This is a genomic window from Halorubrum wangae (assembly GCF_051194135.1).
Classification (GTDB): Archaea; Halobacteriota; Halobacteria; order Halobacteriales; family Haloferacaceae; genus Halorubrum.
The window spans coordinates 19,417-40,571 of sequence record NZ_JBLZNH010000004.1; the positions used below are offsets into that span (position 1 = coordinate 19,417).

Sequence of the window (21,155 nt, forward strand, 5' to 3'; positions counted from 1 at the left end):
ATCGGTCGGTAAATTCGGGCGACGTAGCGCTGTAACTGAGTTACGAAAGAGAGTAAACAAGCGCGAATACGAAGGACTAACGCCTGTGAACGCCATTATTGAGCTATGACCTCGGACCTTTCGGAGGCGGCTTCGACCGCCGTGAACCAGTGTCTGAACGTCGCGGCCGACGAGTCGGTCGTCGTCGTCACCGACGACGAGCGCAAACGCATCGGAGAGGCCCTGTACGAAGCCGCGAACGACGTCACCGACGACGCGACGGTGCTTCGGTACCCGCCGGCCGAGCAGCACGGCACCGAGCCGCCCGCTCCCGTGGCGGCTGCCATGGCCGAGAGCGACGTCTTCCTCGCGCCGACGACGAAGAGCCTCAGCCACACTCGCGCTCGCGGGGCCGCCTGCGACGCCGGCGCTCGCGGCGCGACGCTCCCGGGGATCACGGAGGACGTGTTCGTCACCGGGCTCGACGCGAACTACGCCGCCATCGAGGCCGCGTGCGACGACGTGCTCGCGCAGGTCGCCGGCGCCGACGAGGTGCGCGTCACCTCCCCCGCGGGCACCGACGTCACGTTCGGCATCGGGGACCGCGAGTGGCTCTCCGACACCGGCATGGTGCGCGCGCCCGGCGACTTCTCGAATCTCCCCGCTGGCGAGGTGTTCGTCGCGCCCGAGACCGCGACGGGCACCTTCGTCGTCGACGGGACGATGATGCCGCACGGGCTGCTCGACGAGGGGCACGAACTGACGTTCGAGGTTGAGGACGGACTCGTCACCGCCATCGACGACGACGCGGTGCGCGCCGACATCGAGGCGGCCGCGGAGTCTGTCGGCGACGCCGCGTACAACCTCGCCGAACTCGGAATCGGAACCAACGTCGGCGTCGACGAACTGGTCGGCTCCGTCCTCTTGGACGAGAAGGCCGGCGGAACAGTCCACATCGCGATCGGCGACGACGCCGGGATCGGCGGAGAGACCGACGCCCCGATCCACCTCGACGGCATTCTCCGGAACCCCACTGTCTACGCCGACGGCGACGCGATCGAACTCCCGACCGCGTAGGAGCCGCTCGGGCGGCGCCTCCTTCACTCCACGAGCGCGAGTGCGACGCCAGCCACGTCGCGCACGCCGATCACCTGGTGTCGCCAACCGTCGCCGGCGTCGACGCACAGCGTCCCGGCCGCCGTGACGGCGACGGAGACGCCGGGGCCGTAGCCGAGCGCGAGCGCCTCCTCGTCGACCGGGAGGTCGGCGGCGCGCCAGTCCTCGCTGTCCCATCCGTCGGTCTCTTGGCCGCGCTCACGCTCGTGCTCTCCGTTGGGTTCGTCGCCGTCGCGGGTCCAGAGGTCGCCGTCGACGACCGCCATCGCGTGGCCGTCGCCGTCCGCCGCGACCGCCGTGGCGGTCCCCGTCAGCGCCGTCATCCACCCGTTACCGAGCCAGTAGAGCCCCGACCCGGTCGCCGCGAGCGGCATCCCGGAACCGGCGACGTCGCGGGCGTCGTCGAGTCCGACCGAGACGACGTCGTAGCCGTCGGCGCCCGTTCCGCCGCCCCCGGTGACGCGATACACTCCGTCTTCGGCGGCGATGAGAGGCCCGTCGATCGCTCGGGGGGTCGACACGGTCCCGACTCGGGAGTCTACCGTCGCGGTCGGCCGTCCGTCGATCACCTCGACGGACATCCGGTCGAGCGCACCCTCCTCGCTCGCGACGAGGAACGCGCCGTCGTGGACGCCCGCGGCGACGGCGGGCTCTCCGGCGGGGGCGCCGAACTTTGGTTCGTCGCCGACCTTGGCGACGCGCAGCCCTTCGGCCGTCGCGATTCCGACGAGGTCGGGTCCGTCGTCGCGCGGGAGCACGGCGACGTCACGGGCGGCATCGCGAGCGACCATGTCGAACGCGCCGACCTTGTCGGCCGACAGCGCCACCCGGACGACGCCGGACCCGGTGGCGACGAACGCGTCGGTTCGACCCGCCGTCCCGGCGTACACGCGCTTCTCCTCGATCGAGATGTCGTCCTCCGCGGGTGCCATCGTGCGGGAGTTCGGTCGGGGGTCTGATAAGCCCCGCGCGCCGGCCCCTCCGGAGACGCCGAGTCACAGAAACCGGTCGACGCCCCATCCTTTCGACGCGCATTAGGTCGGCGACCGCGTACCGCCGCCCGTGCAATCGGTCGCCGTCGAACTCGTCGCCCTGCTCTCCGACGTGGTCCCACGCCTCGTGCGGATAACGACGTTCATCGCGGTCGGCGTCTTCGCCGCCAACGTCGCGGTCGCGTTCGGGCTGATCCGGTACGTCGCCGGACTGGCCGGGTGGCTCACCCGCCCCGCGAACCTCCCCGACGAGGTCGGCACGGCGATCCTCACGACGGCGGCGTCGACGACCGCGGGCTACGCCACGCTGGCGGAGTACCGCGAGTCCGGCTTGCTCGACGACCGCGCGACCCTCGTCGCCGTCACCATCAACACGTTCTTCGGCTTCGTCCAGCACGTGTTCACCTTTTATATTCCCGTCCTGATCCCCATCCTGGGCGTCGAGACGGGCGTCACCTACGTCTCCGCGCGCGCCGGGATCGCCCTCGCGATCACGGTGACGGGCGTCCTCGCCGGCGGCGTCCTGCTCTCCGAGCGCAACGTGGACCGCTCCGTCATCGACGAGGTCGACGCGACCGGCTCCGAGGCCGACGACCGCACGAGCCGAGAGCGCGTCCGCGAGGCGGGCGTGAAATCGTGGGCGACCCTCCGCCGTATCGTCCCCCGTCTCGCGGTCGTCTACACGCTCGTGATCGCGTTCGTCACGTACTACGACGTCGTGGCGCTGACGAGCGTCGCCGAGCCGATCACCGGCCTCCTCGGCCTGCCCGGCGCCGCGGTCCCCGTGATCGCCGTCTACACCCTCGACACGACCGCCGGCGCCGTCACGCTCGCCGGCACCGAGCCCGGTGTGTTCACCACGCGAACGGCCGTCGCGAGCCTGCTCATCGGCGGCATCCTCTCGTTCGCCGTCTCCACGTTCCGACGGTCGATCCCCTTCCAGTACGGTATCTGGGGTGCCGAGTTCGGCACGAAGGTGATCGCCGTCAACACGGCGCTGAAACTCGTCTTCATCTCCCTGACGGTCGCGCTGCTGCTCGCGCCGGTGTGGTGAGGTCGAATCGACGACCGAGTTTAAAAGGAACGGCGGACCGACGTCGCGCCGATTACGCCAGATCGAAGCGATCGAGCCGCATGACCTTCGTCCACGCGTCGACGAAGTCCCGTACGAACCGTTCTTCGGCGTCGTCGCTCCCGTACACTTCCGCGACGGCGCGGAGCCGGGAGTGGGACCCGAAGATGAGGTCCAGTCGGGTGGCCTCCCAAACGACCTCGCCGGACTCGCGGTCGATGCCTTCGAACACGTCGGCGTCGCCCGCGTCGTTGTCGGCGGGCACCCACTCGGTCTCCATATCGAGCAGGTTCACGAAGAAGTCGTTCGTCAGCGCTCCGGGGCTGTCGGTGAGGACGCCGCGGTCGGTGTCTCCGTGGGTGGCGCCGAGCGCGCGCATCCCGCCGACGAGCGTCGTCATCTCGCTGACGTCGAGGTCGAGGAGGTCCGCCTTATCGACGAGCAGCTCCTCGGGCTGGTGCTCGACGCCGTCGCCGACGTAGTTCCGGAAGCCGTCGACGCGCGGCTTGAGCGCCTCGAACGAGTCGACGTCGGTCTGCGCCTGTGACGCGTCCGTGCGCCCCGGCTCGAAGGGGACCGTCACGTCGACGCCGGCGTCCGCGGCCGCCCGTTCGACGGCAGCGGCCCCGCCCAAGACGATCAGGTCGGCGAGCGAGACGCGCACGTCGTCATCGCGGGCCTCGTTGAACGACGACTGAATCTCTTCGAGCGTCTCCAGCACGGCCTCGAGAGTCTCGGGCTCGTTCACGTCCCAGCCGCGCTGGGGGTCGAGCCGGACGCGTGCGCCGTTGGCGCCGCCCCGCTTGTCGCTGTCGCGGTACGTCGACGCGGCGGCCCACGCGGTCTTGACGAGTTGCGGGATCGTCAGGTCGGTCGCGAGGATGTCGGACTTGAGCCCGTCGACCTCGGCGTCCCCGATCAGATCGTGGTCGACCTCGGGGATCGGGTCCTGCCAGATCATCTCCTCGTCCGGCACTTCCGGACCGAGGAACCGCGACGGCGGCCCCATGTCGCGGTGAGTAAGCTTGTACCAGGCCTTCGCGAAGTTCATGCCGAACTCCATCGGGTTCTCCTGGAACCGCTCGACGATCTCGCGGTACTCAGGGTCGCGTTTCAGGGCGACGTCCGTGGTGAGCATCATGGGCGTGACGCTCTCGTCCGGGTCGTGGGCGTCCGGAGCGCTGCCGTGGAGCGACTCGTCGGTCGGCGTCCACTGCCATGCGCCGCCGGGGCCCTTCTCAGGCTCCCACTCGTACTCAAGCAGGTTGTCGAGGTAGCCCATGTCCCACTCGGTCGGCGAACCGGTCCACGGGCCCTCGATCCCGCTCGTGATCGTGTCGCCGCCCTTGCCTGAGCCGTGGTCGCTCTCCCAGCCGAGGCCCTGCGCCTCGATGGGTGCCGCCTCCGGCTCCGGGCCGACGTGCTCGTCGGGGTCGTCGGCGCCGTGGACCTTCCCGAACGTGTGTCCGCCGGCGATGAGCGCGGCCGTCTCCTCGTCGTTCATCGCCATGCGGTCGAACGTCTGGCGGATGTTCTTCGCCGACGCCATCGGATCGGGCTGGCCGTCCGGGCCCTCCGGATTCACGTAAATGAGTCCCATCACGGACGCGCCGAGCCCCGGTTCGATCCCACCGGGCTCGTCGAAGCGCTCCTGAGTGTCCATCTCTGATTCCGGCCCCCAGTAGGCGGAGTCATCGGGCGCGAAGGCGTCCTCACGGCCGCCGGCGTAGCCGAACGTCTTGAATCCCATCGACTCGATGGCGACGTTCCCGGCGAGGATCATCAGGTCCGCCCACGAGAGACTGCGACCGTACTTCTGTTTGATCGGAAGGAGGAGCCGGCGCGCCTTGTCCAGGTTCGCGTTGTCGGGCCAACTGTTGAGCGGGGCGAGTCGCTGTCCGCCGCCGGCCGCGCCGCCGCGGCCGTCCGCGGTTCGGTACGTCCCGGCGCTGTGCCACGCCATCCGAATAAAGAGCGGGCCGTAGTGGCCGTAGTCGGCGGGCCACCACTCGTTCGACGTCGTCATCAGCTCTTCGAGGTCCGATTTCACCTCGTCGAGGTCGAGCGACTGGAACGCCTCACCGTAGTCGAAGTCGTCCTCGTGAGGGCCGACGTCGCGAGCGTTCTGGTCGAGAACCTCTAGGTCCAACTGGTTTGGCCACCAGTCGTGGTTTGTCTTCTGAGACATTCGGTTTCGTCCCTACCTTCCGTCACCTCGAATAAAAGAGTGTTCACTTCCGAGAAATACCCCTAACAAAAGCAACCCTAATTTTTATTTTGAGAACGCACGTTTCATTATTGCGAAACACCACTGGTTTCGTTACGTTTGAGTCTGTCTACTAGCGACTCGCCGACGTGCAGACCGGAGCCGATCACCGGTAGCGCATCCGGGACCGAACGTCGCTCGTACACATGGGACCGACGTCGCCGCCGGTCGCTCCGCGGGTGAGTGAGCACCGCTCTCAAACGGTTCACTGCGAGACGTTCCCGAGGCGAACCGACCGCTTCACTCGTCGGATCCGGAGTCGTACACGTCCGGGTTCGGTTCGCCCTCGACGTTGATGACCGCCAGCGCGCCGCGGCGTCCCGCGCGGGAGAGCGCGTGATCGACGAGCTTGATCGGCCCCGGGACTACGAGGTCCATCTCTCCAACGGTCGCCGTGCCCGGCGCCACCGGCGTGGTCTCGACGTACCGGGCCGGCGGCGACACGAGGTCGCCGTCGCGGTACAGCCGCGACCAGACGTTGCCGATCGGGTGCCACGAGCTGGACTGGTTCGGTCCGCCGTTGACGAAGAACACGCGAACGGTCTCGCCGACCTCCGCGCCGATCTCGCCGAGGCGGTCCTTCGTGAAGCCGTGGTCGGTCCCGTTGAACACGACGTAGGTCGGGTCCTCGTCGACCATCGCGCCCTGGTCGAACGGGTGGTGCCCCTTCTCGCCGAGGCCGCCTTTGGTGTACAGCTCGTGTTGTCCGAGGTAGAGCTCGCGGTCGACCGCCGAGAGGCCCGCCTCGGGCTCGACGAGGATCGCGCCGAACATCCCGGAGCTGACGTGGTGATCCATCGCGGGCACCGCGCAGTGGTAGGTGAACAGGCCGGGGTACTCGGCGCGGAAGCTCAGTTCCGCCGCCTCGTCGCCCGGGACGAGCGTCGTGTCGACGGCCCCGCCGCCGGGACCGTACACGGCGTGGAAGTCCACGTTGTGGATGTCGCTGTTGTCGTCGGCCGGCACCTCGAACCGGAGGTTCACGGTGTCGCCCCGCCGGACGCGGATCATCGGCCCGGGGACCTGCCCCTCGAAGGTCATGTACTTGAACGTCACGCCGGGCTCGATCTCCGCGACGAGCTCCTTCGTCCGGAGCGTGACGTCGTGCTCGCGCGGCTCGTCCCAGTCGACGGGCGTCGGTACGTCGCTCGGATCGGCCGCGATCCGGTCGGCGTCGACGTCGCGAGCGGGATCGAGTTCCGGCGCTACGTCCGGAGTCGTTTCGGCAGCGGGTGTCGGCTTCGCGTTCACCGGCGCACCGATACAGCCGGCAACGGCGCCGATCGCTCCGATCCCGAGTGCCGAAACCATCTTCCGTCTACTGAGGTCTTGTGACATGATTCTCCCCTACCACCTCCGAGGCGCCCTGATATCATATATAAGATATACTGTTCTCTACTATTGGGTCAAAACCGCCTATCAACCCATATATAAGGGATATTAAATACTCTCCTCAATCCGACACGGCAGGGGTTGATCGGAGTCGTCGGTCTCGAGTCGTCGTCCGCGAAGGCGGCCGTATCGACGGAGATACGCCGGACTCGAGGGGTCAGTTCACTCGTGTCGGATCTCGATATACCACACGTCGGACGCGTCAGAAGTCGTCTCGTACTGGAACCCGCGTTCTTCGAGGACATGATACAACGGTTCCGGCTCGAAGCCGTTGATCAACAGCAGCGTCTCGTCGTCGGGGAGCGCTTCGAGTTCGGCCGTGATGTCTCCGAACGGTTCGCCGTCGATATCTCGGACGTCTAGGCGTCGATCGGCCTCGTTTCGCTCAGTGGCCATATTCGGTTACGTGCCGGTGACGGGGTGCGTGTTCCCCCGAATGTATTCGGGACGCGCCCGTCGATGAGGATCAACACTCGGTTCCCGCGAACGGGCACCGTTCGACTCCGGTCGGCGGAGTCGCAGAGCACGTGTTCGGCGTCTCGTCTACGAGTGCTCTCAGGCGGTCGATCGCTTCGTCCGGAAGGACGTATCCGATTCGGTAGCCCGCTTCGAGGGGCATGTCGAACCCCGTTCGACGACGAAAGAACGTTCGGACGGCACACTGGCGCCGCTCCAGCTCCAACGCGACCGCTCTCCCCCGGTCGGTGAGGGCGACTCCGGCCCGTTTCTCGTATCGGAGGAGCCCGGCCGCGGCGAGTCGGTCGAACATCTCCGTTACGCTCGACGGCGCGACGTCGAGGCGATCGCTCACCTCCCCGGTCCGAATCCGGTCGTCGCGGTCGGTACCGACCCGCCTGACAGCGACGAGGTACAGCCCCCCGTTTCGGCCGACGCAGGCGGTGGGACGCGCGCAGCCGCAGACGTCCGCTCCCGAGCGGTCGATAGCCATTACCGGACGTTCGACATGCTTCGGACATGAGGGTACCTCCGAATATGTTCGGGGGAAAGGACGCGGGGGTCGAATACGGACCGGACGTATGGATCGACCACGGCTCACGACGCTTCTGATCTGGTCAGTCGTCGGGACGTATCTGCTCGTCGCGCTCGGAGCGACCGCCGCCGCGGACGCCGGCTCGGTGGTCGCCGCGGTCCACCAGGTCTCCGCGGTGGTCGTCGGCGTCCTACTCGCTGCCACGGCGCTTCTCGCCCACCGAACGGCCGCCTCGCGCGGCGTCCGCGTCGGAACGATCGCGGTGTCGATCGCGTACGTGGCACAGGCCGGTGTCGGGCTCGCGGGGCGAACCGGCGCCCTCCCGTTCGACGGGGGGATCCACCTGCTGGGTGGGATCGCGGTGTTCACCGTCCTCCTCGTGACGCTCGTGATCAGAGCAGAGGCTATCGCGGGGAGACCGATTGAGGACGACTCTCCGAACGGTACGGCCAACGACGTAACGCCGATCGCGTCTGACGGGGACGCTCCTTCCTCGGTATTCGAAACCGGGTCGACTCGGTTTCGAGACCGCGTTCGAGCGTATTTCGAGTTGACGAAGCTCCGGTTGATGTGGCTGTTATGCCTGCTCGCGCTGGCGGGGATGGGATTGGCCGGCGCGACCGGCGCCGAACTGGACGGCGTGACGGTCGTCGCGACTCTCGGAGGCGGCGTCCTCGCGACCGGTGCGGCGGGGACGTTCAACCACGTGTACGAACGCGATCGCGACCGCAAGATGCGACGGACCGCTGACCGACCGATCGCGACCGATCGGGTCGGCGTTCGACGCGCGACCGGCTTCGGCGTCGCGCTCGTCGTCGCCTCGATGGCGGTGATGTTGGTGTTCGTTAACGTCCTCGCGGCCGCGCTCACGGCGGCGGCGATCGTCTATTACGCGTACGTCTACACGGTCCTGTTGAAGCCGACGACCCGATGGAACACCGTGATCGGCGGCGGCTCCGGGGCGTTGCCCGCGCTGATCGGGTACGCCGCCGTGACCGGGACCGTCGGCCTCCCCGCGGTTCTCCTCGCGCTCGTCGTCTGCTGTTGGACCCCGGCACACTTCTACAACCTCGCGATCGCCCACCGCGAGGACTACGCTCGGGCCCAGTATCCCATGTTACCGGTCGTCGCCGGCGTGCGGACCGCACGCCAGCGAATTCTCGCCTGGTTCGGGATCACCCTGATCGCCGCGGTGTTGTTGGGGACCGTCGCCGATTTCGGCGTCCTCTACGCGCTCACCACCACGGTGCTCGGAGCGGTGTTCGTTCGAAGCGTGATCAGACAGTACGACGTCGATCAGCGAGGATCCGAGGACGAACGGGCCGCCGCCTTCCGAAGTTTTCACGCCTCGAACGCCTACCTCGGAGCCGTTCTCGCGGCGATTCTCGTCGAAACGCTCGCAGTATGACCCCGAGCGCTGGGGTCTCGGCTGTCGCGGGTTTCATCCCACCGTGAAACCGGAGGCGAACATGTACGCGATAACGCTCACCATGGTCATTTGAGTACCGTTCCGTGTGAGTGGCCGATGAGCAATCAACCGACACACGACAGCGGCGACACCCCGGCGATGCAACGGCTCTACAACCGCATTTGGCTGCTGGCTGCGGCCGCGATGGTGTTCTTCCTCGTGGTCTACGTCGGCTGGGGGCTGCTCGACCTCCTCTCGTTACCCGTGCGGTGATTCATATATGAGTAATCCGCTCGAAGACCCCGACGACGATTGGTGGAACTCCCCGGTGAATCGCCGTGAGAGCATCTGGCTCGGGATCGCAGGCGCGTGGTCGCTCGGCATCTTCACGTGGATGGCCGGGTTCACGCAGTTCGGCGACCAGAACCCGATCGGCACGACCTACGACGTCGATCCCGACCGGTATCAGGACCGCGTCGGCGAGTACAAGGAGGCCGCCGAGAAGACCGACGACGGACTGATCCCGCCCGACGACAACGTGTACGTCGGCGCGATGCGGTTCAACTGGGACGGACTTCCGGTCGTCCTCGAAGCGGGACGCGAGTACGACATCCACCTCGGCGCCTACGACGTCCAGCATGGCTTCTCGGTCAGGCCGGAAGAGAATCTGAACAAGCAGATCAACCTCCAGGTGTTCCCGGGATCCGAATGGGTGATCCCGATGACGTTCGACGAGCCGGGCACGTATCACGTCGTCTGTAACGAGTTCTGCGGACAGGGACACCGAACGATGCACGGCCGCTTCACGGTGGTGGAGGGGTAGTATGTCGGCGATAACCGGACTCTTCGAGAACGACTACGACACGGACGGCTTCCGGACGTGCTCGGTGACCGGGCTCAACGTTCACCGGTCCGTGGAGAACTACGTGAAGCTGTTCGGGCTGACCGCGGTGATCGCGCTCACCGTCGGCGGGACCTTCGCCTTCTCCGTCGCGATGACCCGGTGGGAGTTCATCGGCCTGCTCGAACCGGACAGCTACTACACGCACCTGAGCCTGCACGCGTGGAATCTCCTCATCTTCTGGATGGTGTTCATGGAGATCGCCGTCCTCTACGTCGGCGGCCCGATGGTGCTCGGCCGGAAGCTCCCGCTCCGCCGGCTCGCGACCGTCGGGTGGATCACCATGGTCGTCGGCGCGGTCGGCGTGAACGCGTCCATCTGGCTGACCGAGGCGCCGAACGAGGCGCCGCTATTGACGGCGTACGTCCCGCTTCCCGTCTCGCCGTGGTTCTATGGCACGGCGATCGTCTTTCTGCTCGGCGCCACGATCGCGGCGCTGCCGTTCTTCGCGACGATCTGGTCGGAGACCCGCGACAAGAGCAGAACGCTCCCGCTCGTCGCCTTCGGCGCGTTCGTCACCGGGATCATCGCCGTGGAGGCGATCCTCGGCGGCATCGCCGCGTTCGCGTACGGGCTCGCCTGGCGGGTCGACCTCATCGCCTCCGTGGACCCGGGGATCTACCGGCAGCTCTACTGGATCGTCGGCCACGGGACCCAGCAGATCAACCTCCTCGCGATGATCACGGTGTGGTACTTCCTCACTCACGTCGTGGGGGGCGCCGTCGTGGTCTCCGAGAAAATCTCTCGGACCGCGTTCATCCTCTACCTCTTCTTCATCAACCTCGGGGCGGCGCACCACCTGCTCGTCGACCCCGGTATGTCCGCCGGCTGGCGCATCTGGAACACCTCATACGCCTTCTACGGCGCGGCCTTCGCGAGCATGATCCACGCGTTCGCGATCCCGGCCGGTATCGAGGCCGGCCGCCGTCGACGGGGACAGGGCGGCGGGCTCTTCGGCTGGCTCACGTCCGCGCCGTGGCGGAACCCGGTCTTCGCCGCCACGGTCTTCAGCATCATCCTCTTCGGCTTCCTCGGCGGGATCACCGGCGTCGTGATGGGCCAGGTTCAGGTGAACATGACCTGGCACAACACGCTCGCGACGGTGGGGCACTTCCACGCCACCGTCGCGCTCGGGACGACGCTCGCGTTCTTCGGGCTCGTCCTCTTCGTCATCAAGACGATGTTCCGACGCGATTTCGTCTCGGACACGCTGGCGACCGCGATCCCGTACGCCTACGGGGCCGCGATGAGCGTCGCCACGCTGATGTTGATGTACGCGGGGATCCTCTACGGCGTGCCGCGCCGGACCGCCGAGGTCGTCCGGAACATCCCCGGCTCGGAGTTCAGCTTCTCGGCCGCGATTCCGATATTCATGATCTTCGGAATCTTCGCGCTGTTGGCGATCCTCTCCGGGGTCCTGTTCGTCGGCGTCTCGGTCGGCTCGCTGCTGTTCGGCGATCGGCTCACCCCCGGCGACGACGGCGGCATGCTCCCCGAAGGTGGACTCCACGCCGACGGCGGCGAGTCGGTCCACGCGGTGGAGCTCCGGGGGACCTTCGCCCTGTGTCTGATATTCCTCGGCGTCTTCGCCGCCGTCTACGTGTTGAACTGGTACCTGCTGACCCAGCTGTGGGCGATCGGCGCGTAGCCACCGACCGCCCGAACCACCCACCGAACGACCGTGCGACACCCAACGAATGACTGACACCTCCCGAACGAATCCTCGGACGCGACTCGGCGGTATCGTCCGCCAGGCCTGGCGCGATCTCCTGAGCGTGTACTACGCGAACACGCCCGTCTGGCGCTGGTTAAAGAGCGGGGCGCTCGTCTTCCTCGGGCTCTTCCTGTGGATGGGCGGGAACGTCCTGTCGGCCTACTGGATAGACTCGACCGCGCTGCGATACGCGATCGCCTACGGCTTCGTCCTGATCGCGTGGGGGCCGTTCACCCACCTGCTCGTCGTGCCGGCCGTGATCCGGCTGCGGCGCACAGCCGAAAATCCCACCGTACGGCGGATCGTCCGCCACGGATCGAAGATCAACTTCACGACGTTCCTCGTGATCGTCGCGGTCGTGGGGACGGTCGGGCCCGGCGTGATGCTGCTCGACTTCTCCTCCGAATTCGGAACCGACGGCGGCGACGTGACCGCGGAACTGGTCTGCGACACGGACGGCGACCCCGTTACCTGCGAGCTCGAGGCCTCCGAGGGCGTGGACCACGTCGTCCTCCTCGCCGGGGGCGAGGAGATCGACCGCAGCGACGAGCCGCCGTACGCGGTGTCGGCGCCTCGCGAGTCGCTCTCCGAGGGACCGTCCGGGTCGCAGTTCGTGATCGAACTGCGGGACGCGGACGGCGATACCCTTCGTCGGTTCATCCGGACCGTCTGACGAGCCCGTCAAAGCGGTTCGTCGCTCTCGACGGGGCAGCCGCGTTTTACTCTCGCAGCACCGATCGCGTCGAGTTCGTCACGACGATGCCGCTGCTGGCGGCCATCACCAGCGCGGCGAAGAAGGGATTGAGCGCCCCCGCGACCGCGAGCGGGATCGCCACCGCGTTGTAACACAGCGCCCACGCCACGTTCTCGCGGACGCGTCGCCGGGTCCCCGCCGCGAGGTCGAATACGGTCTCGACCGCTCGGAGGTCCTCGTCGGCGATCACGACGTCCGCGGCCTCGACGGCGCGAGCCGTCCCGTCGCCCATCGCGATCCCGAGATCGGCCGCCGCGAGCGCCGGCGCGTCGTTGGTCCCGTCGCCGACCATCACGGTGGGGCCGGCGGCCGCGAACCCGCGGACCGCCTCGAGCTTCCCGTCCGGCGGCACGCCGGCGAAGACCTCGTCCACCGCGGGGTGGTCCCGAAACCGGTCGGCCCGAGGGCCCTCGTCGCCCGTCAGGATCGCTACCTCCCGATCGGCGAACGCCTCCAGTACCTCCGTCCAGCCCTCTCGTTCGCGATCCTCGACGGCCATTACCCCGCGTGCCGCGCCGTTCCACCCCACCACGACCGGCAGCGCGCCCCGGCCCGTGACGGCTTCGACGTGCTCCCGTAGGTCTTCGGGAACGGGGCCGCACTCGCGTTCGACGAGGTCGGCGGTCCCGACGACGATACGCGCCCCACCCGTTCGGGAGTCGGGTCCACCGGGGTCGTCGACGAGCGTTCCCGAGACCCCCGAGCCGGGGTGGTGGGTGAACGATTCGACCGTCGCCGCCTCGATGGCGTCAACGGCCGCCGACCGGTCCTTGGTGGCCGCCTCCCGAATCGCATCTGCGACAGGGTGATCGACGCGGCGTTCGACCGCGGCGGCACGCCGGAGCGCCCGGTCGTCGCCGCACGTCGCGCTGACAGACATCTTTCCGGCAGTCAGCGTCCCCGTTTTATCGAACACGACCGTCTCCGCGTCCTGAGCGACCTCGAACACCGAGGCGTCCGTGACGACCACGCCGCGATCGAGCGCGTCGCGGAGCCCGCCCGAGACGGCGAGCGGGGTCGCGAGCCCCATGGCGCACGGACAGGAGACGACGAGCACGGTCAGTCCGGCGAGCATCGCGGCGGCGACCGTCTCGCCGGTCGCGAGCCGCCAGCCGGCGACGAGCAGCCCGAGCGTCAACACGACCGGCACGAATATCGTCGCGAGCTTGTCGACGAACCGCTGGATACCCGGCGTGGCGGTCTGGACCTCCCAGAGGGCGGCGGCGAGGCGATCCGCGGTGCTCTCGGAAGCCTCACCGACCCGCATCACGATCGCGCCGGCCGATCCACCCCCGTTGGTTTCTCTCCCGTCGGCCTCGCCGACGTCACCGAGCAGCGTCGCGCCGCCGATCACGGTCTCGCCGGGTCGCTTTCGCACCGGGAGCGATTCCCCGGTGATCACGGACTCGTCGACGTCGGCAGTCCCCTCGATCACGGTGCCGTCGACCGGTACGCGTTCGCCGGGCGTGACCCGGACTCGGTCGCCCGATTCGAGTTCCGCGATCGGGACCGTTTCCGATCCGGTTTCGCCGAGTCGAGTGGCCGACTCGACGCGGGCGGCCGTGACGGTCTCGAGGAGGTCGGTCGCCCGCGATCGGACTCGTCGCTCGTAGTACCGGCCGAGCGAGACGACCATCACGACCGCGACCGTGACGTCGTAGTACAGGTGCGTGTGTCCGGTCGCGAGCGCCAGCGTGCTGTACGCGTACGCGGACAGCGCGGCGACCGCGACGAGGAGGTCCATGTTCGGCCGGCGCGCTCGAACGCTCACGTACGCGCCTCGGAGGAGCGGTGCGCCCGTGTACCCCAACAGGACGGTAGTCAGGAGCGCGATGAACGCCAGCGGGAGGTACCACCCCACGGACGTGGTCGTGTCGACCGCGAGGACGTTCGTCTCGATGCCGAGATAGCTCGGATACAGTGAGAGAACGTACCACGGCATGATCAGCATCGCGAGGAAGCCGCCGACGACGAGTCGCTCGATCGTCTTCTCGTTCCGAGGGCTCGCGTGATCGACGGTCACACCGTCGTCTGTCGGTGTCCCGTCTCGAAATCGGAGCGCGTAGCCGTACCCGGAGAGCGCTTCCGGGAGCTCCGCCCGTTCGATCTCCGCCGGGTCGTAGACGACGCGGGCGGTCTCAGAACCGTAGTTCGCTTCCACGGTCTGGACACCCGCCCGATCGTCGCCCCGTAAACCGAGGAACGTCTCGCAGGTCGTACAGTGCATCCCGTCGACGGCCAGATAGGCCTCGGCCGCGTCAGGCGGTAGCGCCGTCTCGACCGCCGATCTGTCGCCTCCGGTCGACCCCTCCCCGAACGGGCCCGTCTCCGACTCGACGGTATCCGCATCGTTCACTCCGTCCACGTCGTCGAGGCGACGGGCCACCTCCAAACAGCCGCGGCAACAGAACTCGCCGTCGACGTCGGCCGTTCTGACGGGTGGGTTCGGGGTCGGGAGGTCACAGAGACGGCAGTCGGCCATCGGTCGTCATTGTGGGGCGATCCACGAGTCGCTACCTGCGAACGTGTTCGGGACCGGGGTCGCGTCGTATCGGATCGGGCCGCACTTGAGCCCACACGGTCGACGCGGCCTTCACGCCGACCCCAGCGAGGGGTGGTCCGCGACCGGCGGAAGGGGAACATCTTCGGTGTTACCGTCAGGTGAGGGGAGGACGTACGCGAATCCATGGGTGCTATCCCGGGGAATATCGAGACGGACCAACAGCCCCCGATGACGGTCCCGTTACGGCACTTCGTCGTCGGGCTCGCCTTTCTCGTCGCGGGAATCGGACTGGGGATCGGCTTACACCTGAACGCCGTTCCCGGGCTGGGACGGCTCGCTCACGTCCACCTCCTGTTAGCCGGGTGGATCTGTATCACGATCATGGGGGCGATGACGCAGTTCGTGCCCGTCTGGTCGGGTGCGACCCTCCACTCGAGGCGTCTCGCGAACGTACAGTTGGGGCTGGTCGTCGCCGGTCTCTCGGGGTTCGTCATCGCGTTCCTCCTAGTCAAAACAGCGTGGCTGATCCCGTTCGCGGCGCTCATGCTCGTCGGCTTCTGGGTCTTCGCGTACAACATCGTCCGAACGCTCGGCACGGTCGAGGAGTACGACGTCACCGAACGGCACTTCCTCGGTGCACTCGGCTTCTTCCTCGCGTTGACCGTTCTCGGCGTCCTCCTCGCGATCGATTTCACGGTTCCGACGCTCTCTCGGGTCGGCGTACGCCGGTCCGGAGTGGTGGGAGCACACGCGACCCTCGCGGTCTTCGGTGCCGTTCTCACGACGGTGTACGGGGCGCTGTACCAGCTCGGAACGATGTTCACGCAGACGGAGTTGCACGGGATCGACCACCGCCTTCGATCCGTCGAGGAGATCGCGCATCCCCTCGGTGTGGTCGCGCTCGCGCTCGGTCGGCTCGTGGCCAACGCCCCCGTCGCGCGGGTCGGCGGCCTGTTGGTCCTGTTCGCCGCGTCGGCGTTCTGTCTCATCCTGGCACGCAAACTGTACGAGATGCGGGTCGAACGGACGCCGATGCACACGCGGTACATCGTGGCGACAGGCGCACTCGCGCTGTGGATCGGCGTCTCGGTGCCCGCTTGGATATCTGACCCGTTGACTCGAGACCAGCTGCTCGGCGCGGCGAACGCCGGCCACCTGCTGCTGTTGGGAGCGATCGGATTCGTTGTGGTGGGGACGCTCTATCACATCATCCCCTTCGTGATCTGGGTCAACCGGTACAGCGATCTGTTAGGGTTAGAGGACGTACCGATGATCGACGACCTCTACGACGACCGGGTCGCCGCGATAGACGGGGTACTCCTCGGGAGCGGAAGCGCACTGATCGTCGGCGCGAACCTGCTGGAGGTCGCCGGAACGCCGGCACTTCTCGGCGGGCTGCTAGTGGGCCTCGGCGTCGCGGCGTTCGTGTTCAACATGGCTCTCGTGTTAGTCCGTCACAGCCCCCACTCGATCGATCGGATCGTCTTGGGCTCCTTCTCGCCGCGCCGAGCGCGCGGTTCCGACAAGGCGATCGAGGAGTGAGATAAGTGAAACTCGCGGCCTCGTTGGACTGAACGGCTGACAGGACGGACGCTTCCGGAGCGACGGGCCGCACCCCCGAACACGTACGGGATCAGGGGTACCCCTCCCGGTCTCGAACGTGTGCGTATGCCCAGCTTTCCGTCCCCGTTCGGATCCGATGACAGCGACCTCTTCGACGGGTACGACGAGTTCGTTTCGGACCACGTCCCGAGACCGGGCGAGTTCCTCGATCCCCACGCCCCGCTCACCGGAGCGGACCACGTCGCGTTTCACCGCCTCACTCGCGACTGCTTCGAGGACCGAACGGTGTACGATATGACGTTCAACTACAATCTCGCCCGGCTGAACCTCGACACTCGCCACCCGAGCGCCGGCTACCGCTACGCCGTCGAACGCGAGGACGCCGCAGACGCCATCGAAGCGGACGGCGTCGACCGGGTGCTCCGCGCGGAGTTCACGCCGACGACCCCGTTCTGTCCGCAGACTCACACGCTGACGATCGGGTCGTTCCGGGCGTGGAACGGACTTTCGGACCGACACGAGTACGACCTCGTCCGCGTCCGTGCGGCACCGATGCACCACCAGAGCGAGTCGATCAACGAACGGCTCGTCGAACTCGAAGAGACCTATCTCGAGACGGGAGACGTGACCGCCGACCCGGAGGGCGGTACCGAGATCGGGTCGAACCCGATGGAACGGTCGATAGAGAGCGAGGGACCGAGTCGCGGATCGACGGACGCTCCGTTCTAAAAGGGGCCGAGGCTCTGGCAACAGCCACCGCGTGGTCGGGACCGCGATACGCGGTCCCGCACTGGATACGTCCGTATTCGAGACTTCCCCGTCAGAACGGTGCGTTCGGATCCGCTGAGGCAGTCGGGTCGCCACCGCGCGACTCGGCCTTCCCGATCAGCACCCTGAACTCGCCGGGGTCGCGCTTGCGGTACTCCCAGTGGAACTCCGGTCCGGCCTCGGCGTCGAACTGATGGTAGAGCGGCTTCGGATCGTGGTCGTTCACCAGAATAAATCCCTCCCCGTCGTCGAGGTCCGCGTACGCCTCGAAGATCTTCTCGTGGCGCTGAGCGGGTGGACGGTCGCGGACGTCGAGTTCCGCCGTACTCTCTGAAATCTCGTCGGACGCTTCCGCGGACACCCCGTCATCGTCAGCCGTCGCGGACGTGGGACCCTCATCGTCTGTGGTGGATTCGCTTCGTTCAGTCTTCGTGATCTGTACGCGACAGCGACCGGGCCGTTTTTCGACTACCTCCCAGTCGAACGCGTCACCGTACCGCTCCCGGAACTCGCGACGGAGCGGTCGCGGTTCGTGCGGAGCGATGAGCTCCATCGTCTCCCCGTCGGGTATCATGCCGTACCGGTGGTGGATCGTCTCGTGGCGATCCGGCTTCGGGATCTCCCGGACGTCGTATCGCGTGATCACGCCCTCGTCGTCGGCCGTCGAAGCGTCAGTCTTCACGATCTCGACGCGCCACCCACCTGGCCCGCGACTCGCGTACTCCCACTCGATGACGTCGCCGTGCATCGACCGGAGTTCGTAGTAGAGCGGCTTCGGGTCGTGGTCGTTCACCAGCACGAACCCCTCGCCGGGCCCGAGGCGATCGAACGTATCGAGCAACACCTCGTGTCGCCGCTGCGGTATCAGGTCGCGCACGTCGAACGTCCCCGACTCACCGTCACCGAGCGGTTCCCGTTTGGACACCCGAACCTCGCGGGGATCCGCGTCGGGATCCTCGTGGACCCAATCGAGAGCCCGGCCTCGTTCGATCTGATACCGGATCAGATGAGCGTCGATATCTCGATCGGCGATAACGAGAAGTTCGTCATTTGTCTCGGTCTCGTCGAGCGCGTCGTAGATCCGTTCTTGAAACTCGCGAGGCGGATACTGTTGCAGGTCGGTTTCGGTAACCATCTCTCGGATCGACCGTGGTCGCGAAGAGGAATGGTCTCTCAGCCGAACCCGTTCGGGAGACGTATTAACCGAAACGGACTCGGCGAATGAACTATCAAATGCTCACCATCCCATCACGGAAGTCTCGGCTGTTTCCCGAAACCTCCCCCGACCCATGAATTCGGTGACGCTTTCGCGGACGATCGACGCGTCGCCGACCGCCGTCCGCGAATCGATGGCTCGGATCGATCCGTTCATGCGAGCGTCGGGATTCGACGAGGTGCTCGTCGACGGCGACACGGTCCGTGTCGCGAACGAGGTGGGAATCGCGACTATCGAACTCACGCTCGAACTCGTTGACCGCCCCGAGGCCGACCTCGCCTACGAACAACGCGACGGCGTCTTCGATGAAATGCGGACGGCGTACACCGTCGCACCGGCGCCCGACGGGAGTGAGGTGGTCGCAACGACGGAGTTCGCGCTCGACGTCGCGATCGTCGGCGACGTGCTCGACTCGACGATCATCAAACGACGACGGCGAACGGAACTCACGGCCCAGTTCGACTGGCTCGAAGAACGCACCGCTATCTAGCATGCGGGCACACACCACCGAATAGCACGATGTCTCAGCTACGAACGCACGGCGTTCCCGACGGGATCGACTCGGGCGATTGGACGCTCCAGGTCACCGGTGCGGTTTCCGAGCCCCTTCGCATCACGCGGGAAGAGTTACTGGAATTCCCCCTGGAAACGGTCACAGACGACTTCGAGTGTGTCGAAGGGTGGATCGCAGAGGGTCTCTCGTGGCGAGGGATACGCGTCGGCTCGGTTCTGAACCGCGCCGACCCCGAGGCCGATGCCGACTACGTGCTCGTCCACTCGATGGACGGCGAGTACGCCTGTTCGTTCCGGAGAGACCGCATAGCCGACGCGCTCCTCGCCGTCGAACTCGACGGTCGACCCCTTCCGGTCGAACACGGTGGGCCGGCCCGACTCGTACCGACTACCGGCGACTCGGACTGCTGGGAGAGCGTCAAGTGGGTGACGTCGCTGGCGGTGCACGACTCGGAGCCGGTCGCCGGCGACACCGCCGAGGACATCGCAACCGGCAGACTTGAGTGAGCGTTCCCCCGCGGAGACAGGCAATCCGAATCGATACGCGTCACGGATACTGCGATCACTCCCGAGGACACGTCGGAACGATATGCCTGCACCGAAACCAAGGGTACTCTATCGAAAGTGAGCGCGGCCGTCTCCTCCGAAAGGAGCACACGACCTCCGTGGAGATCCATCGCGGATGAAACCGGACCGCGGTCAGTTCTCGGTTCCTCGATACCGAGGCAGCCCAGTCGGACACCCCCACCACGGACCGTTGCTACCGACGCTTTAAGCGTCGGTTTCCGCGTCGGGCTCGAACTCGATCGGATTTCGAGGGAGATCGTCGACGAACTCCCGAACGATCGTCCGTTCGACGCGCTGGAGGAGCTCGCTACACGTCGATTTTGCGATTCCGACGTGCTCAGCCACCTCGGTTAGTGTGCAGGTGCGCGGCACGTCGTAGTAGCCGCGATCGACCGCCTCGAACAGCACTTCACGCTGCCGCTCAGTGAGCGATTCGCCCGGGTTCAACCGCTGTTGAACGTACTCGACGTCGAATTCCGCTCCGACACCTCGGAGCATTTTCCCGAAGTCGGCGACGCGCTCGTGGGCGCCAGTGACATCGATCCGAGCCACTCCGTTCTCTATCTCGACGGGCATTTCGATCGGGATGCCAGCCTGCTGCGCGGCCGCCATCAACAGCGGTGCGTGCGCCTCAACCTGGACGGTGGCGACCCCGTCACTCAACGCCATTACCGAGACCTCCTCGATCGTGTCGTGAACCTCTATCGCGTCCAGAATCTCATCGATGTCGTCAGCGGTGATCTTCACAAGCGCGAATCCCGCACCGTCTCCGGGGGTCGCACTAAGTACCTGGATCCGCGCCTCCGGGAACGCCCGAGAGACCTCGCCAATCCAGGGTCCATCTGGGAGATCAACGTTGAGTCGAGCCTGTGCCATACCGCCTATTCGCAGTCACGGGGCAAATGGATTCGTCTTCGTGTCTCGATTATATTCTGAACAGGTTCGCTAGATCAGAGGCGCGCGAACTCTCACGTGAATGTAGCCTACGGCACCGGAGTGGGTCCAACAGTGGGAAGGACCAGACTACGTTCGGACAAACCCGGTTGACGAGCGTTGACTTCCTCCCCGCGCTGAAGCACGAGGATTCCTCCGTAGGCGACTCTCAGCGTTACTCCTCAGAGGTAGCATCGTTAACGAACAGCAGTATCTGTTCTCCGGGCGCCAGGTCGTCGACGAGCAGTCCGAACTCGTCGCGTCCAGCGAACGAGCGAACGCGTGGGGCAGGAGCCTCTTCGTCGTTCCGCTCACAGACGAGTTCGATCGTTCCAGTGTCGTCAGCTCGAAGTGTGAACTCCTGCATAGGCCACTCTACCACAGTCTCGTGTAAAGAGGTACGCACGAATGCGTGCAGAAAGACTGGAACGGTCTCCACTTACGTCATACAGATGCAAGAGAATACCTGGGCCGATCTGCTGTGCACAGAGACGATGCCGCCCGCCG

Annotated in this window: 20 protein-coding genes; 11 read left to right on the top strand and 9 right to left on the bottom strand. The window is 66.5% G+C overall.

Translation table 11 applies throughout. The annotated features are described in order from the left end of the window. Window positions 1-105 precede the first annotated feature (105 nt). Window positions 106-1,056, top strand: coding sequence for an aminopeptidase (locus ACNS84_RS12480; RefSeq protein WP_435075197.1), 951 nt, complete (start codon window positions 106-108; stop codon window positions 1,054-1,056). A 23-nt stretch (window positions 1,057-1,079) separates the two neighbouring features. On the opposite strand, the gene ACNS84_RS12485 is transcribed toward ACNS84_RS12480, so the two are convergent. Then, entirely contained in the window at window positions 1,080-2,027 is a 948-nt protein-coding gene (locus tag ACNS84_RS12485) for an HVO_0234 family beta-propeller protein (protein WP_435075198.1), read from the bottom strand. Window positions 2,028-2,157: 130 nt separating this feature from the next. Here ACNS84_RS12485 and ACNS84_RS12490 point away from each other — a divergent pair, with 130 nt between their 5' ends. Continuing rightward, window positions 2,158-3,141, top strand: coding sequence for a nucleoside recognition protein (locus ACNS84_RS12490; protein ID WP_435075199.1), 984 nt, complete (start codon window positions 2,158-2,160; stop codon window positions 3,139-3,141). A gap of 52 nt (window positions 3,142-3,193) precedes the next feature. Here the strand turns inward: ACNS84_RS12490 and katG are convergent, their stop codons facing one another. The 4 genes from katG to ACNS84_RS12510 all read right to left on the bottom strand — a co-directional run bounded on the left by katG (window position 3,194) and on the right by ACNS84_RS12510 (window position 7,766). Then, window positions 3,194-5,347 carry a catalase/peroxidase HPI gene (katG, locus tag ACNS84_RS12495; protein ID WP_435075200.1) on the bottom strand — a complete coding sequence of 718 codons (2,154 nt, stop codon included), beginning with the start codon at window positions 5,345-5,347 and terminating at the stop codon, window positions 3,194-3,196. Between the two features lie 318 nt (window positions 5,348-5,665). After that, window positions 5,666-6,736, bottom strand: coding sequence for a copper-containing nitrite reductase (gene nirK / locus ACNS84_RS12500; protein ID WP_435075201.1), 1,071 nt, complete (start codon window positions 6,734-6,736; stop codon window positions 5,666-5,668). 243 nt (window positions 6,737-6,979) lie between these two features. Continuing rightward, window positions 6,980-7,213 carry a DUF2249 domain-containing protein gene (locus ACNS84_RS12505; protein ID WP_435075202.1) on the bottom strand — a complete coding sequence of 78 codons (234 nt, stop codon included), beginning with the start codon at window positions 7,211-7,213 and terminating at the stop codon, window positions 6,980-6,982. A gap of 70 nt (window positions 7,214-7,283) precedes the next feature. Beyond that, complete coding sequence (locus ACNS84_RS12510) at window positions 7,284-7,766, bottom strand: metal-dependent transcriptional regulator (RefSeq protein WP_435075203.1); 483 nt, start codon at window positions 7,764-7,766, stop codon at window positions 7,284-7,286. A gap of 88 nt (window positions 7,767-7,854) precedes the next feature. On the opposite strand from ACNS84_RS12510, the gene ACNS84_RS12515 reads away from it, so the two are divergent. From ACNS84_RS12515 to ACNS84_RS12535, 5 genes are all read left to right on the top strand, one after another. Beyond that, a complete protein-coding gene (locus ACNS84_RS12515) occupies window positions 7,855-9,216 on the top strand; it encodes a heme o synthase (RefSeq protein ID WP_435075204.1) in 1,362 nt (453 codons plus the stop codon). A gap of 117 nt (window positions 9,217-9,333) precedes the next feature. Next, window positions 9,334-9,489, top strand: coding sequence for a hypothetical protein (locus ACNS84_RS12520; protein ID WP_435075205.1), 156 nt, complete (start codon window positions 9,334-9,336; stop codon window positions 9,487-9,489). 7 nt (window positions 9,490-9,496) lie between these two features. Then, window positions 9,497-10,039: a cupredoxin domain-containing protein gene (locus ACNS84_RS12525; RefSeq protein WP_435075206.1), complete on the top strand. Its 543-nt coding sequence runs from the start codon at window positions 9,497-9,499 to the stop codon at window positions 10,037-10,039. A gap of 1 nt (window position 10,040) precedes the next feature. Beyond that, window positions 10,041-11,765 (top strand): cytochrome c oxidase subunit I, encoded by a 1,725-nt coding sequence (locus tag ACNS84_RS12530; protein WP_435075207.1) that lies wholly within the window; start codon window positions 10,041-10,043, stop codon window positions 11,763-11,765. A gap of 49 nt (window positions 11,766-11,814) precedes the next feature. After that, window positions 11,815-12,504 (top strand): hypothetical protein, encoded by a 690-nt coding sequence (locus ACNS84_RS12535; RefSeq protein WP_435075208.1) that lies wholly within the window; start codon window positions 11,815-11,817, stop codon window positions 12,502-12,504. Between the two features lie 46 nt (window positions 12,505-12,550). Here ACNS84_RS12535 and ACNS84_RS12540 read toward each other — a convergent pair whose 3' ends face one another. Beyond that, window positions 12,551-15,067 (bottom strand): heavy metal translocating P-type ATPase, encoded by a 2,517-nt coding sequence (locus ACNS84_RS12540; RefSeq protein ID WP_435075209.1) that lies wholly within the window; start codon window positions 15,065-15,067, stop codon window positions 12,551-12,553. Between the two features lie 204 nt (window positions 15,068-15,271). Here ACNS84_RS12540 and ACNS84_RS12545 point away from each other — a divergent pair, with 204 nt between their 5' ends. Further along, the gene (locus tag ACNS84_RS12545) at window positions 15,272-16,630 is read left to right on the top strand and encodes a hypothetical protein (protein ID WP_435075210.1); all 1,359 of its coding nucleotides are present in this window, start codon (window positions 15,272-15,274) and stop codon (window positions 16,628-16,630) included. 126 nt (window positions 16,631-16,756) lie between these two features. After that, entirely contained in the window at window positions 16,757-17,380 is a 624-nt protein-coding gene (locus tag ACNS84_RS12550; protein WP_435075211.1) for a DUF7998 family protein, read from the top strand. Between the two features lie 91 nt (window positions 17,381-17,471). Here the strand turns inward: ACNS84_RS12550 and ACNS84_RS12555 are convergent, their stop codons facing one another. Continuing rightward, window positions 17,472-18,554 carry a DUF2249 domain-containing protein gene (locus tag ACNS84_RS12555; protein WP_435075212.1) on the bottom strand — a complete coding sequence of 361 codons (1,083 nt, stop codon included), beginning with the start codon at window positions 18,552-18,554 and terminating at the stop codon, window positions 17,472-17,474. A 154-nt stretch (window positions 18,555-18,708) separates the two neighbouring features. Here ACNS84_RS12555 and ACNS84_RS12560 point away from each other — a divergent pair, with 154 nt between their 5' ends. Continuing rightward, window positions 18,709-19,125: an SRPBCC family protein gene (locus ACNS84_RS12560; protein WP_435075213.1), complete on the top strand. Its 417-nt coding sequence runs from the start codon at window positions 18,709-18,711 to the stop codon at window positions 19,123-19,125. 29 nt (window positions 19,126-19,154) lie between these two features. Continuing rightward, window positions 19,155-19,655 (top strand): molybdopterin-dependent oxidoreductase, encoded by a 501-nt coding sequence (locus tag ACNS84_RS12565; protein WP_435075214.1) that lies wholly within the window; start codon window positions 19,155-19,157, stop codon window positions 19,653-19,655. 264 nt (window positions 19,656-19,919) lie between these two features. Here the strand turns inward: ACNS84_RS12565 and ACNS84_RS12570 are convergent, their stop codons facing one another. Continuing rightward, window positions 19,920-20,591 (bottom strand): helix-turn-helix domain-containing protein, encoded by a 672-nt coding sequence (locus ACNS84_RS12570; protein WP_435075215.1) that lies wholly within the window; start codon window positions 20,589-20,591, stop codon window positions 19,920-19,922. 232 nt (window positions 20,592-20,823) lie between these two features. Beyond that, a complete protein-coding gene (locus ACNS84_RS12575; protein ID WP_435075216.1) occupies window positions 20,824-21,015 on the bottom strand; it encodes a hypothetical protein in 192 nt (63 codons plus the stop codon). Window positions 21,016-21,155: the final 140 nt, after the last annotated feature.

Bases quoted from the DNA above. Each gene is read 5' to 3' on its own strand.
- ACNS84_RS12520 (WP_435075205.1), top strand. From the start codon at position 9,334: ATGAGCAATCAACCGACACACGACAGCGGCGACACCCCGGCGATGCAA.
- ACNS84_RS12545 (WP_435075210.1), top strand. From the start codon at position 15,272: ATGGGTGCTATCCCGGGGAATATCGAGACGGACCAACAGCCCCCGATG.
- nirK (WP_435075201.1), bottom strand. From the start codon at position 6,736: ATGGTTTCGGCACTCGGGATCGGAGCGATCGGCGCCGTTGCCGGCTGT.
- ACNS84_RS12530 (WP_435075207.1), top strand. From the start codon at position 10,041: ATGTCGGCGATAACCGGACTCTTCGAGAACGACTACGACACGGACGGC.
- ACNS84_RS12575 (WP_435075216.1), bottom strand. From the start codon at position 21,015: ATGCAGGAGTTCACACTTCGAGCTGACGACACTGGAACGATCGAACTC.
- ACNS84_RS12560 (WP_435075213.1), top strand. From the start codon at position 18,709: ATGAATTCGGTGACGCTTTCGCGGACGATCGACGCGTCGCCGACCGCC.
- ACNS84_RS12570 (WP_435075215.1), bottom strand. From the start codon at position 20,591: ATGGCACAGGCTCGACTCAACGTTGATCTCCCAGATGGACCCTGGATT.
- ACNS84_RS12485 (WP_435075198.1), bottom strand. From the start codon at position 2,027: ATGGCACCCGCGGAGGACGACATCTCGATCGAGGAGAAGCGCGTGTAC.
- ACNS84_RS12535 (WP_435075208.1), top strand. From the start codon at position 11,815: ATGACTGACACCTCCCGAACGAATCCTCGGACGCGACTCGGCGGTATC.
- ACNS84_RS12515 (WP_435075204.1), top strand. From the start codon at position 7,855: ATGGATCGACCACGGCTCACGACGCTTCTGATCTGGTCAGTCGTCGGG.
- ACNS84_RS12540 (WP_435075209.1), bottom strand. From the start codon at position 15,067: ATGGCCGACTGCCGTCTCTGTGACCTCCCGACCCCGAACCCACCCGTC.
- katG (WP_435075200.1), bottom strand. From the start codon at position 5,347: ATGTCTCAGAAGACAAACCACGACTGGTGGCCAAACCAGTTGGACCTA.
- ACNS84_RS12565 (WP_435075214.1), top strand. From the start codon at position 19,155: ATGTCTCAGCTACGAACGCACGGCGTTCCCGACGGGATCGACTCGGGC.
- ACNS84_RS12555 (WP_435075212.1), bottom strand. From the start codon at position 18,554: ATGGTTACCGAAACCGACCTGCAACAGTATCCGCCTCGCGAGTTTCAA.
- ACNS84_RS12505 (WP_435075202.1), bottom strand. From the start codon at position 7,213: ATGGCCACTGAGCGAAACGAGGCCGATCGACGCCTAGACGTCCGAGAT.
- ACNS84_RS12480 (WP_435075197.1), top strand. From the start codon at position 106: ATGACCTCGGACCTTTCGGAGGCGGCTTCGACCGCCGTGAACCAGTGT.
- ACNS84_RS12510 (WP_435075203.1), bottom strand. From the start codon at position 7,766: ATGGCTATCGACCGCTCGGGAGCGGACGTCTGCGGCTGCGCGCGTCCC.
- ACNS84_RS12550 (WP_435075211.1), top strand. From the start codon at position 16,757: ATGCCCAGCTTTCCGTCCCCGTTCGGATCCGATGACAGCGACCTCTTC.
- ACNS84_RS12525 (WP_435075206.1), top strand. From the start codon at position 9,497: ATGAGTAATCCGCTCGAAGACCCCGACGACGATTGGTGGAACTCCCCG.